Source organism: Actinophytocola sp. NPDC049390, assembly GCF_044466355.1.
Lineage (GTDB): Bacteria > Actinomycetota > Actinomycetes > Mycobacteriales > Pseudonocardiaceae > Actinophytocola.
The window spans coordinates 1-11,855 of sequence record NZ_JBITMQ010000003.1 but is presented as its reverse complement, the minus strand read 5'-3'; the positions used below and the strand labels follow the sequence as shown (position 1 = coordinate 11,855).

At 63.7% G+C, this 11,855-nt stretch carries 14 protein-coding genes and 2 tRNA genes; 3 read left to right on the top strand and 13 right to left on the bottom strand.

The window, feature by feature from the left end; genetic code table 11:
• Positions 1 to 17 precede the first annotated feature (17 nt).
• Positions 18 to 91 (bottom strand) — tRNA-Pro (locus ACIBVP_RS11000).
• Between the two features lie 81 nt (positions 92 to 172).
• Between ACIBVP_RS11000 and ACIBVP_RS10995 the strand changes: the two genes are divergently transcribed.
• Positions 173 to 243: transfer RNA gene (locus tag ACIBVP_RS10995), tRNA-Gly, on the top strand.
• Here ACIBVP_RS10995 and ACIBVP_RS10990 read toward each other — a convergent pair.
• The 10 genes from ACIBVP_RS10990 to ACIBVP_RS10945 form a co-directional block, all read right to left on the bottom strand.
• Positions 215 to 1,519 carry a tyrosine-type recombinase/integrase gene (locus tag ACIBVP_RS10990; protein WP_396105886.1) on the bottom strand — a complete coding sequence of 435 codons (1,305 nt, stop codon included), beginning with the start codon at positions 1,517 to 1,519 and terminating at the stop codon, positions 215 to 217. The two genes, ACIBVP_RS10995 and ACIBVP_RS10990, sit on opposite strands and share 29 nt — an antisense overlap.
• A complete protein-coding gene (locus tag ACIBVP_RS10985) occupies positions 1,516 to 1,731 on the bottom strand; it encodes a helix-turn-helix domain-containing protein (protein WP_396105885.1) in 216 nt (71 codons plus the stop codon). Before ACIBVP_RS10985 ends, ACIBVP_RS10990 begins: the two co-directional genes overlap by 4 nt.
• Before the next feature lie 13 nt (positions 1,732 to 1,744).
• Entirely contained in the window at positions 1,745 to 3,337 is a 1,593-nt protein-coding gene (locus tag ACIBVP_RS10980; RefSeq protein ID WP_396105884.1) for a replication initiator, read from the bottom strand.
• Positions 3,334 to 3,741 carry a hypothetical protein gene (locus ACIBVP_RS10975; RefSeq protein ID WP_396105883.1) on the bottom strand — a complete coding sequence of 136 codons (408 nt, stop codon included), beginning with the start codon at positions 3,739 to 3,741 and terminating at the stop codon, positions 3,334 to 3,336. The genes ACIBVP_RS10980 and ACIBVP_RS10975 overlap by 4 nt, the downstream gene beginning before the upstream one ends.
• Entirely contained in the window at positions 3,738 to 5,159 is a 1,422-nt protein-coding gene (locus ACIBVP_RS10970) for an FtsK/SpoIIIE domain-containing protein (protein WP_396105882.1), read from the bottom strand. Before ACIBVP_RS10970 ends, ACIBVP_RS10975 begins: the two co-directional genes overlap by 4 nt.
• A gap of 409 nt (positions 5,160 to 5,568) precedes the next feature.
• Complete coding sequence (locus ACIBVP_RS10965; RefSeq protein ID WP_396105881.1) at positions 5,569 to 6,075, bottom strand: helix-turn-helix domain-containing protein; 507 nt, start codon at positions 6,073 to 6,075, stop codon at positions 5,569 to 5,571.
• Between the two features lie 79 nt (positions 6,076 to 6,154).
• Entirely contained in the window at positions 6,155 to 6,406 is a 252-nt protein-coding gene (locus tag ACIBVP_RS10960; RefSeq protein WP_396105880.1) for an AMED_5909 family protein, read from the bottom strand.
• Positions 6,406 to 6,702, bottom strand: a complete 297-nt coding sequence (locus ACIBVP_RS10955) for a hypothetical protein (protein ID WP_396105879.1) — start codon at positions 6,700 to 6,702, stop codon at positions 6,406 to 6,408. The genes ACIBVP_RS10960 and ACIBVP_RS10955 overlap by 1 nt, the downstream gene beginning before the upstream one ends.
• Positions 6,699 to 6,908, bottom strand: coding sequence for a hypothetical protein (locus ACIBVP_RS10950; protein ID WP_396105878.1), 210 nt, complete (start codon positions 6,906 to 6,908; stop codon positions 6,699 to 6,701). Before ACIBVP_RS10950 ends, ACIBVP_RS10955 begins: the two co-directional genes overlap by 4 nt.
• 17 nt (positions 6,909 to 6,925) lie before the next feature.
• Positions 6,926 to 7,342 (bottom strand): plasmid replication, integration and excision activator, encoded by a 417-nt coding sequence (locus ACIBVP_RS10945; RefSeq protein WP_396105877.1) that lies wholly within the window; start codon positions 7,340 to 7,342, stop codon positions 6,926 to 6,928.
• A 155-nt stretch (positions 7,343 to 7,497) separates the two neighbouring features.
• Between ACIBVP_RS10945 and ACIBVP_RS10940 the strand changes: the two genes are divergently transcribed.
• Together ACIBVP_RS10940 and ACIBVP_RS10935 are read left to right on the top strand one after the other, a co-directional pair.
• On the top strand, positions 7,498 to 8,241 hold the full coding sequence (locus ACIBVP_RS10940; protein ID WP_396105876.1) for a DUF5919 domain-containing protein: 744 nt from the start codon (positions 7,498 to 7,500) through the stop codon (positions 8,239 to 8,241).
• Positions 8,242 to 8,250: 9 nt separating this feature from the next.
• Complete coding sequence (locus tag ACIBVP_RS10935; RefSeq protein WP_396105875.1) at positions 8,251 to 8,721, top strand: NUDIX hydrolase; 471 nt, start codon at positions 8,251 to 8,253, stop codon at positions 8,719 to 8,721.
• On the opposite strand, the gene ACIBVP_RS10930 is transcribed toward ACIBVP_RS10935, so the two are convergent.
• Together ACIBVP_RS10930 and ACIBVP_RS10925 are read right to left on the bottom strand one after the other, a co-directional pair.
• The gene (locus tag ACIBVP_RS10930) at positions 8,712 to 9,197 is read right to left on the bottom strand and encodes an HD domain-containing protein (RefSeq protein WP_396105874.1); all 486 of its coding nucleotides are present in this window, start codon (positions 9,195 to 9,197) and stop codon (positions 8,712 to 8,714) included. The two genes, ACIBVP_RS10935 and ACIBVP_RS10930, sit on opposite strands and share 10 nt — an antisense overlap.
• 88 nt (positions 9,198 to 9,285) lie before the next feature.
• On the bottom strand, positions 9,286 to 11,700 hold the full coding sequence (locus ACIBVP_RS10925) for a hypothetical protein (protein ID WP_396105873.1): 2,415 nt from the start codon (positions 11,698 to 11,700) through the stop codon (positions 9,286 to 9,288).
• Between the last annotated feature and the right edge of the window lie 155 nt (positions 11,701 to 11,855).

Sequence of the window (11,855 nt, the reverse complement as noted above, 5' to 3'; positions counted from 1 at the left end):
GGCCGGCCACGCGACGGTCGGGATGACAGGATTTGAACCTGCGACCCTCCGCTCCCAAAGCGGATGCGCTACCAAGCTGCGCCACATCCCGGCGGCCCCTCACCGAGGACACCGGCCACAGCTTAACGCGGCACGCTAGGCTGTCCTCGCGCCGCCACGTTTCACGGCGCACGCGGGTGTAGCTCAATGGCAGAGCCCCAGCCTTCCAAGCTGGTCATGCGGGTTCGATTCCCGTCACCCGCTCGTTCTGGGCCTCCCCTGCTCGCGGAGAGCGCTCGCCCTGGTCACTCGCCATTTCCTCGGGGGTGCAACCCCCGCGCCCCGCCCGGAGGGCTTCGCCCCCGGACCCCCGTACGTGGCCTCCCGACTCGTTCGTGCCCCTCGCGTGCCCCTTCCTGCCCTTCTTGGCGGGCTTCCTGGCCTGCTTGACCATGCTGTCGATACCGGCGGCGATCACCTTGCCTCTCTGGTCCCTCGCGTGCAGGTAGATCAGTGCCGCGCGGGTACTGGCGTGGCCCATGCGGTCCATCAGCTCGCGGAGCGTCGCGCCTGTCTCCGCCGCGAGGGTGTTGCCGGTGTGCCGCAGGTCGTGCAGGTGCAGGCCCGGGATGCCCGCCGCCGTGCGGGCCTTGTCCCAGACCGTGTGGAAGTTGTTCCGCGTCGGCCGAGCACCCTTCGGCCCGACGAACACCCAGGCCGTGTCGTCCGGCTTGACGTACCTGTTCAGGTGCGCCCGGATCTCCGGCAGCAGGAACGACGGCACCACGACCCGCCGCTTGCCCGCGTCCGACTTCGGATCGTCCTCGAAGATGTCCCCGTGGTCGGGCTGGACCGCCTGCCGCCGGACGTGGACCACGCCGTCCTCCAGGTCGAAGTCACCCCGTTGGAGCCCGATCATCTCGGCGAACCGCAGGCTTGCGAAGGTGGCGAGCAGTACGACCAGGCGGTAACGCGGCTGGATCTTGTCGGCAGCGGTCAACGCCTGCTCGATGGTCGCGATGGGTCGCTCCGGACTCTCCTCCTTGCCCGCCCCCTTGATGGTGCACGGGTTGGACTTGATCATCTTGTCGTCGAGCCACGCCGTGTTCATGACCGCTTTGAGGAAGCGGTACGCCTTGGCGACGGTCACCGACCCGACCTCAGCGTCCAGCCTCTCCTTGCGCCACCGCCGCACCTTGGCCGGTGACAGGTCGGAGAGCACCACGTGACCGAGGTACGGATCGATGTGATTCCGCAGCAACCCCTGGTACAGCTCCTTTGTGCGTACCGCGAGGCCAGGTCGCTCCTCGATCCAGGCTTTCGCGTAGAGCCCGAGCGGGATCTTCCCGGCGTCCGGGTCCGTCCAGTCACCCCGCCGTAGGTCGGTCTCGACCTCTGACAGCCACTGATCAGCGTCCTTCTCCCGCTCGAAGGTGTGCGGAGCGGGACGGAGCTGACCATCAGGCCCCGGGTACCGCGCCTGCCACCTGCCTGACGAGAGTTGCCGAACTCTTCCGAACCTCCGCCGCTTGTCGCTCATGACGCCCGCCGCAGGTACCGCCGGACCGCCATCGGGTCGAACGCCTCGACACGGCCAGCCTCGACGAATGCCTCCACGTCCTGCACCTTCAGCCGGACGTACCGGCCGACCTTGTGGAACGGGATGCGCCGCTCGGCGATCAACCGGCGAACGAACCGGACCGTCGTGTTCATGTACTCGGCCGCCTCAGCGACCGTCAGAAAGGCCTTCATCGTCTCCCCCTGGTCACGCCGCTACCCGAGTTGCTGAAACATCCGGAGGCGACTCACCAGCGGCGAGTAACGCCTTGTCGTACTCAGCGCGCCACCGGATCCGCTCGGCGATGGCGTGCATGAGCAGGTGAGCCCTCGGCGGGACGTGCGGGTCACCGGGCTGGACCTTGTGCCAGACCAGCCGTCGAGGTTCCTGGGCAGGTTTCTCGATCCCGACGTCGGCGAGGGCCTGGAGCACGAAGGCCCGCCGGTCGGCGCGGTGGTCGGCGAGCGTCTTGCCCGACCACTTCCGCGACACCAGCACGCGTCGACCGGGAAGGCCCAGAGTGGTGCGACGGTGTGCCCGCCCCTTGCAGTGACCGGGCGTTGTCTTACTGCTCACTCCGAGCGGTTGGACGCCGTAGAGCAGCCAGACCGCACACCGGGGCGAACACGGCGTGACCTCCAGCTCGGCGTGCAGCCGGTCATGGTGCCGCCGCTGTCGCTCGGTGTTCGCCTCGACGACCTCCCCGAGCGACTTCGTGAGGTACTTGGTCAGGTAGCCGATGTGCCGCCCGGCCTCCTCGGAGCCGCCGAGGATGCCCTTGGAGTGCACCTGCCGTCCGAAGGTGGCGACGTGCGCAGGCTCGGCCACGTCCTCGAGCGCATCCCGCCATGGCGTGAGCGGCGCACGGGTATCCGGGTCGACGAACTGCCCGCCGTCCCACACCGGCAGACGATCGCCGCCGTAGACCATCTCGTCATGCCGAGGCCACCAGACCTGGAGGTAGGTAGCGGCGGTGACGGCCCGCAGGACCTCATGCGGGATGGAACCGCGGATCGCCGCATGCAGGTGCGGAGCCACCCGCTTCTGCGGCTCCACGGTCGCGAAGTACTGCACGTCCCAGCCGACACAGCGCCGGAGGTTCTGCCACCACCGATCCACCAGCGACGCGAAGTGCACAGCGTCCCGCGCGGCACGGCGGTAGTCATAAGTCGACTCGTCGACCGGCGTCCCATCGTCACGCACCCGCCCGTAGCTGTCGCAGGTGAGCGTCACGAACATGGAGGGTCGGAACCGGCCTGCGAACTCACGGCCGACAGTTCGCCTCTCCACCCGTCGTCGAGGCAGGTCGGGAGCGTCCTGCCGCCGCTTGGTTGACCGCTTCGGCGCGGCCTTCTGCGTCTCCAGCTCCGGCGACGGCAGCCGACCTCGCATGCCGAGCCCGCGCAGCTCCTCATCCACGGAACGGATCTCGTCCCGCAGATCATCGGCGTCCGCGTCCTCAGCGTCCCGGTAGGCCTTCACCAAGTCGGCCCGCAGCGTCAACAGCGCGGTGTGGTCATCGCTCGGCGGTTCCGGCGTGAAGTCCGGTTCCTCCGTCAGGTGCCACCCCTCGCGGCACTGGGCGATCCGCAGCGCGCGAGCCTTCCGAGCACATGGCCCGCAGACCGACTCCACAGTGGCCCCGCAGGGCACGGCGACGTGCCGCAGTTCGCCGGTGTCCAGGTCGCCGACCTCCATCGTGAATGGACGGACGCACACACCGTGCTGCTCGGCGGTCGCGGTGACGACATCGATCGCGAGCGGCATCGTCATCCGCTCGGCGCGGGTCTGGTGCGTCATGCCGCCACCTCCGCCGATCCGGCCGCCCAGGACCGCAGCACCGAGAGCGCGACGCTGTGTCGTCCACCGGGCTGGAGGTCTCTGAACACGTCCGAGAAGTCGACGCCGCCATACACGAGGACACGTGTGGCGTCGTGCCGCGCGCCGGTCACGGTGAGGTGCACGGTCTCGCCGTGCGACGGCCGCCACGCCGTCACGGTGACCTTCGTGAGCGTGTCGACCCACGCCAGCAGTGCCGACGAAAGGTCAGCCAGCGGCGACGTCCGCAGGTGCACGGTGACGTGTTCGCCGTCGATCAGGTTGTCAGCGACCGTGACCGACGCGAGCGGAGTCGTCAGTGCGTGCGTGGCGAGGTGCTCGCGGATCGACCCGAGCAACCGCAGCATCGTGTCAGGGCTGGTCATGCCGCACCCCCACGCTGCTGATCGACACCCGTCGGGAAGTCGACGATTTCCGCCGAGGTACTCAGAGCCGAACGACCGGTGAGGTAGCCGACGAGCTGGGTCAGGTGGTCGTCGGTGACGTGGAAGACCCGTGCCCGCAATGGTTCCCGCTTGCCGTCCTCCTTCACCCACGCCACACCTGGCGTGCTCTCCGGGATCTCATGCGCGGCAGCGCCCCGTTTGCGCACACCGTCGCCGAGCACCATGTCCACCTGGGCCGGTTCGTCGAGCCGCATCGCGATGCGGGTGGAGAACAGGTGGCGGAAGGCGATGATCTCCTTACGTGGGTCCTGCAACAGCCCCAGCACGCACACGCCCGGAGCGCGTCCCTGTGATGTGATGGCCTGCACGGCGCGGGTGGCACGGTCGCGAAGGTTCTTGTCGGTCTGGTAGGCGATCACATCCGCCAGCTCGTCAACCACGAGCAGGATGAACGGATCACCCGACTCCGGGGTCCACATGCGACGACGACCACGGTAGGACTCGGCGCGACGCTTCACTTCCTGCGCCAACCACTCCAACAACGTGACCGCGTGCGACCCGTTGTCATAGACAACGCGTTCGAACACCTCGGGTGCCTGACCGAGTTCCATCCCGCCCTTGGGATCGATGCCGAACAGCTTCACCCGCCCGGCCTTGATCGCCGGAGCGAGCGCCCAGGCCACCGACCACAACAGGGAGCCCTTGCCTGCACCGGAGACGCCGACGGTCAGAACGTGTGTGCCGAGGAGCTGAAGGCGCAGCGGCCTGCCGGTCTCGGTCCGTCCGACGGTGACGCGCCGCAGGTCCACCACGGACTCCTCGGCCAACTCGGGCACAGGGATGGAGCGGGCGAGCGGGTCGGAGTGAATGAAGTCCAGTTCCAGACGACCGGGCTTGCGGACCCGGATACGGCAGGACTCGGCGTTGAAGGCGTGCGCCAGCCCGGAGGCGTGTAGCTCCCACTGCTCGGGGGCCTGGCCCTTGACCATCCGCACTCGCACGAGGTCACGCCAGCCCTCGGCACGAACCCGCCCGAGCTTGGGTCGGTACTCCCGTCCGCGCTTGTCTTTGGTCAGCTCCGAGAGCCGCATGACTGAGCGCCACTCCCAGGCGTAAACGAAGAACCGGCGGCACTCCGTTCGGACGCGCGGCACGGCGAATCGTTCGAAGGAGGCCCGGTGCTTCCACCACCAGAGAGCGAGCAGACCGAGCAGGAGGGCCAGGAGCGCGCAGAACCACCACGGTCCCAGACCCGAGTACGACCACCACGCGACAACCAGCAGGATCAGGGAGAGCGGATAGCGGTAGACGACCCGGCCGAGCTGGTAGCCCAGCCAGCACAGCAGCACCAGGGCCGCAACCGGAGACAGAACGAGCTTGACCCAGCCGGGCAGCATCGTCCACCACGGCAACCGAGGCCGCGACACCTCCAACGGAGCTGGGTCAACCCAGCGCGATTCACGCACCATCACCGACCACCCCGCCCGAAGTCCAGCGGAAGAGTTCCGGAGCAGCGACCGCACAGGGTCTCGCCGGGCAACAGCCGGGCGAAGCGCTTGCATCGGGTGCAGCGCATTCGGGTGACCCCTACTGGTGCCGTGACAGGGGTTGGTTCTAGCCTTGTCATTGCTTGCCTTCCGGGTGAGCAGCGCAGGAGCGGAAACAGGTTGGTAGCCAGGCGTTCCGCTTCTGCGTCTTTACGAATTCGTTGCCACGCAACAAAGGCGCGCGACATCGCCGCACAACACATGTGCACGGTCTGATCAGATTTCTGTCGCTGGCGTGTATGCCAGCCTGTCGTTTCCCCTATGCGGGAACGGCTTCCACCTCCCCTTCGGTCGCGTCGTCAGGGGTGAACTTGGCGAAGTAGGCGGACAGTTCCTGCGGTGTGCGACCAAGCACGGCGGCCAGCTCCCACACTCCCGACGGCGTTACCTCGATCACGCCGCCCGGGGCACGGTTGAGCCGGTTGCGCGCCCAGGAGGACAACGGCCGGTAGTTCATGTTGTTGTCCTGGAGCAACTGCCGCAGATCCACTCGCAACACCAGGTTCTGTAGATACAGACGGGCGCGCTGCATCGCCTGAGCCACGAGCACCGACGCAGGCACCCCCAGCCCCTCAGCCAGCTCCAGCAGCCGCAGCATCGTGATCTGGCGCAGCCCATGTTCATAGGCCAACAGGGTGCGGTCGCCGATCTGGGACGGCAGGCCCTTCACGAACTGAGCCCGCGACCAACCCCGAGCCTCGCGGGCCCGGCGCAACTCCTCACCCAACGCCCGCGCGATCACGCCAGCCGTGGCCTCGTCGGTCACGTCAACACCGTCCAGGCGCGGGGCGCTCATCGGCACGTCTGTAGCCATCACATCCGCCATCCCTGCCGCAGTCAGCCAATCAGGCTTCACAGTCGAGCGTGAGGGCCAGCCGGTGCTCGATCTCCCGAGCCCGACGGATCGCGAACGCCGCATACTGCGACGCCTCACCCCGATTCGGCACGTCGACCTTCGCCGCCGCCGCGTACACCTCCGCACTGCGCCGGTGAAACGCCATCCACTCCGCAGGAGCCGCGTCATGACTGGGCCTGCGCCGCCACAGCTCCTCATGCGCGTCGAACAGCGACGACGGCGCAACCCGCTGCGGTGCCATCAGTACCCACCACCCGAGTCACCATCGTCACCGGTGACCAGCAGGTGACGGGGCCTACGCTCCGGCGGCGCGGGTTCCCCGTCCGGGTCGATCTCCGCGGCCAGCCTTGCAGCCTCACGAGCCAGCTCACGACAGAACCTCGCAAGCACCACGTCACCGCCGGGGAACGACGGCAACTGGATCGCGAGGTTGACCGGGTCGAGGTAGAGCACGAGCGCGGGTAACTGCGGAGTCACCTGCACGAAGCCCGCAGCGGCGTCCCGACCCGGCGAGCACGAGATGTTGAAGCCCATCACTCAGCCCGCCCTTTCTGGTCTGCCTCATCCAGGGCGGCCTGCCCGGTGGCGATCGCGGCGCCGAGTTGGGCGAGGGCGGGACGGTCCACGATCAGCGCGACCGGGAACGCCTTGCCGAACCGGATCTCCACCCGGTCGGCGAACGGCAGGGCCTGTGTCCGTATCGGCAGGTCGGCCGTCACATGAACGTGGACGATGTCCCGCACCTCGACCCTCCCCGCGCTCACGCCGCCGACTTGTCGGCCGCGGGCTTGCCACGACCGGCACCAGCCGGAGCCCGCAGGCCCGACGCACGGAAGCTGTGGGCGATGCGGCCCTTGTTGTTCGCGTACGGGGTGATGGTCAGCCCATCGAACTCGACCGGGGCGAACGGGAACCCAGCGAGCTTCGCGGGCGGCACCGGCTGATGATCAGCGGAGATCTTGACCTTGAACTCCGCACCGAACTTCGCGGCCTCTTCGTTCGCATCCAGAGCGCGAACGGTCCACACGAGCTGACCGGTCTCCTTGTCCCGCTCCTGCTGCTTCGGCGCGGCAGGGTCGGCCGAGAACGCCATGGACGGTTCCACGCCGAGCACGAACGCACCGAACGGGAACACCTCCCCGAACTCGACCGGGAACCGCGTCGGGATGAGTGGCATGTCTGCCTCCTGGTTCAGCGCCCGGCCTGTTCCGGGCACCTACCAATTTCGTCCGAAAAGGAGGACGTACACACCGCACGGCGGGACTTCTAAGGACGTCTCTGCTACCTTGAAGACGTCCCTACTCGTCACACCACCTGGGGAAACGCGGCGATATGGCCAACGAACGACTCCGTGATGCCTTACTTAGAAGCGGTCTTGACCTTGAGAGGGTGGCCAAGGCGACCGCCGTCGACCCGAAGACCGTCGAGCGCTGGATCACCAAGGGCCGAACTCCGTACCCACGCCACCGGCGCACTATCGCGACGCTGGTCCGCGAGTCCGAGACCTACCTGTGGCCGGACGCGATCGCCCCGGAGCGGAAGGCCGAGATCGCCAGCTCAGAGCTGGTGAAGCTGTACCCGCACCGCTACGACATGCCTGCCGACATGTGGGAGCACCTGATCGAGGGCGCGGAGACGCACATCGAGCTGCTGAACTACTCGGGGATGTTCCTCACCGACAACCCGGCGCTGATCAAGAAGCTCCGCGCCAAGGCCGAGGCAGGGGTCAAGATCCGCCTCCTGCTCGGCGACCCGGCGAGCCGCGCGGTAGCCCGCCGCAGCGATGAGGAGGGCCTAGGCAAGGGCATCCTCGCGGCGAAGGTCCGCAACGCACTGGTGTTTTTCAAGCCGCTGGACGGTGTGCCAGGCGTGACGATCCGCTGCCACGGGACGACGCTCTACAACTCGATTTACCGCTTTGATGACGACATGCTGGTCAACACCCACGTCTACGGATTCATGGCCGCGCATTCCCCGCTACTCCACCTACGCCGTCTGTCGGGTGGCGACCTGTTCGAGACGTTCTCGGAGAGCTTCGACAACGTGTGGAACACGGCGAAGCCGCCGAACTGGTAGGCAGGGATCATGGCCCGCATCGATCACTACCGCAGCCCTGACGCTCCCGCGGCTAACAGCATCGTCGTGGCCGTGACCGCGTTCGTTCGCGACGCCAACGGCCGCATCCTGATGATCCGCCGTACCGACAACGACCTGTACGCCATCCCCGGCGGCGCGCTGGAGTTGGGCGAGACGCTGACACAGACCGTGAAACGCGAGGTCATGGAGGAGACGGGCATCGCGGTCGAGGTCACGGGCCTGATCGGCATCTACAGCGACCCCGAGCACGTGATCGAGTTCAGCGACGGCGAGGTCCGACAGGAGTTCTCGATCTGCTTCCGAGCCGACCCCACCGGCGGCGAGCTGCGCACGAGCGATGAGAGCAAGGAAGTCCTCTGGGTGACCCCCGATGACCTGGACGAACTGAACATCCACCCGACGATCCGGCTGCGCATCAACCACGGTCTCAAAGAGCGAGCCGAGCTGTACTACTCGTAGAAGGCCCCCGCGGCTCGCAACCGCGCCTCCGTACGGTTAACAGCTTCACGCAATTCGGACTCAGCTTGCCGAATAAAGGTCGTCACCAGATTCAGCGATCCGTAGCGTTCCTCGATCTCGCGAATTCTTTCCTCAAACGAGACTGCTATTCCATTTGGCGATGTGGTCATGTCGGCCCACCACAACGCGTCTCGTAGCGAGGTTTTCTCATCAAGCCATTCGGCAAGATCCGTGGAAAAGCCGCGCAATTCTGCCTCGCGGTAGGCGCACGAATGGTGGGCAACCAACGCACATAGTCGAGGCTCCGCTCCCGCATCCCGCAGATATATCGCACCATCCAGCGGGTGGAATCCTGTTTTTACGATGCTCGGCGAATATCCAACGTCATGAAGCAAGGCGACGGCCTCTAACAATTCATTGTCGGCGCGACAAAACAGCGGTCCAACAAGCCGTGCTCGTTCCGCAACGCCTTGCACATGCTCCCAACGGCGCGGCAACTCGCCCCTAAGAAGTAGGGATGCTTGACTCCGCGCCCAACTCAATCGCCGACCCTCAGGCATACGATCAAGTCTCCCGATCATAATTGGCAGCCGCACGCTCGGCTCGCGTCCTCGCAAAGGTTATTTCTCTCAGCAACTGCAAACTATGATAGGACCAATCGAATTCGCAAGATTGCCGATCCACTAATTTCCATTGCGAATCAAGGTAAGATCGGAAGGCGGCAGCTCGATCCAGCCGATCAAGGATCGCCCAGACGACTCGAATCTCAACCCTTTCTGGCAGCGACACAACTGGAGTATCCACCACCATAGCGTCTACATACGAGAACTTATGAACCATTTCTTTATGCATGTACGCACCTACGGTCGTTATCCGACACGGGGCACCCGGACCATAGCCTTTCGACTCCAGCAACCTCTTACTAAACGCCCGTTCCAGATGCTGGCCGACAACCTCGTGATCAAAACCTAGGGAAATGCCATGATCATACAGTTCAGCGATTTCAATATATCCGCTTCTTCCCGCAGTCTCACCCGATCGCTGTGCTCGCACAAGTAACGACGGGAGAAGGAAGTGCTCCCTGCCGTCATCAGAAGTGATATCGAACAAGTTTGCGACTACACTCTTCGATGGGTCGTAGTAATCAAATTCGCCGAATGTTATCGCCCGAATGACTTCGTGCATCGGAATATCGTACCGATCGGCGTCCAAAATCCTTGCTGTGGAGACATACCCACTTCCAACGAATGTTCCAAGCAGATCGAGGGCAATGCGCAGATTTCCCCCACTGAGATTTTCGAAGAGCTCCTTAATCGCAGCATTGTCTTGGAAGGCGTCGATCAGAACGTCTAAGTACTTGACGAGATTTGGCGCATTAAGATGGAGTTCCGACGGGAATGAATCGAGTCGGCCTTTGTCGGCAAGTTGCTTACGGGCATGCCGGAGTCGCCGTTGTATAACTTCGTCACTTCGTGCTGGCGTAACCGTAAAGACGCGGGGTTGATATGCAGCAAGGGAGCCCGACGATTTGGACTCATAAAACGTCGTCGGCCTGAGCGCTAGGAAAACGGCGGCAGGCCACGTCTGAGCAAACGATTGAGCTATCAGGAATACAGCCTCCTGAAACTCGACGGGCCGCTGGTCAACATTATCCAGAACTATTACAACCAACCGCTTCGCTGTAGCTCTAAGATGCTCCAGGCACCGTCTAACATGCTCCGCACTGTCGTTCATGAGTGCATCGAGCATGTCTAGCTCACGACGACGAAATTCCCGCGGATCGTCCTCCGCGAGGACACCTGACGGCGAACGCTTGAAACGGTTTATCTCACTATTGTAGACAGCCCTTACTAATCTATTCTCAAATAAGTCGAGTTCATAGACGTCACGTAGCTGTGCCAATAGCCTTTGCGTGACATAGTGATCCAGTCCGGCAGCAAAGGTCGGCTCGCGCCCGAAGTCAACATACAAAACAATAGCGTCGTCCAACATCTCCGCGGCTTCAATTCTAATAAGATGCCGAATGAAGATGGTCTTGCCGACGCCCACGTCTCCAAGCAAAACAACTGGCTTGCTAGATAATGTTGCCGCGATTGTGTCCGCGCGGAGGACAGCCGAAACACCAGTTCGCTGATAGACGGACTCCGTACTACTCACGTGCGACTTCAATGCTTCGTATCGAGTCCGCAGTATTTCTTTGCTTACAGCCGCATACTGCGGCAATGCGCCTGCTGGGGTGTAGCAATCGCGAAGGAACTCGTCACTAACCTCTCGTTCGTTCTGCAGATCTTGCAAGAAGAGTTCGCCCAGGATCTTCAAATCGGTCTCGTGCCCAGTCCGCGATCGAAATCCTGGGTAGTTCAAAATCCTTTGACTCAACTTCTCCGGCGGCAGCTTGCGCGATTGCTTACTTGCCAGGAAACGCTGTAGGTTCGACAACGCGAATCCATCTTTTGAAAAGAAATCCCAAAACTCTCTGAAGCGGTCACGAATATCTTCGAGAGAGTGGAAGAGAACAGCCTTTCCTTCGAGTGGCGATATTCCATCCTGCCTCGAAGCCAGAAATGCAATGAACTGGGCTCCATTGCACAGGATAGCTACGGGGACACCCCTGGTCTGACAGTATCGAATTACCTGCTCTACTGCGCGCTTGGTCGATTCAACCACAACTAGCGACTTAACGGCACAACTTTCACTCTGCTCAGATCCCGCAGGGAAATCAAAGTGGATGCCTTCGCGTTTTGCTTCCAGTATCGCTCGAGTCGCTGGCTTCCCTATAGCGTAGTCAACATAATCGCCCGCCTCGTACGACTCGGTCTCTATATCCTCCGGCTGCCAGCCCAACACCGAAAGAAGCAGTTGGTCGATGATCTGAAACCTTGTCGTGTCTTCATTGCGAACTCCTGGGCGCGCCGACTCGATCAGCTCAACGAGCCGAGCACGTCCGGTGGTGTAGGCATCCACGTGCTCATTGTCCACGACGACTCCCGGCGTGCTACCCGCAACGGTCCGGCCATGGTTTGCCACCGTCTGGCCTGTTGTCTAGTCCCACCTGATGCTTGACGGTTCGATCCCAGGTGATGGTTGACGGTTGGCCTAGGTTTCATAGGGCACTCGTCTTGGGTCTGTGGGTC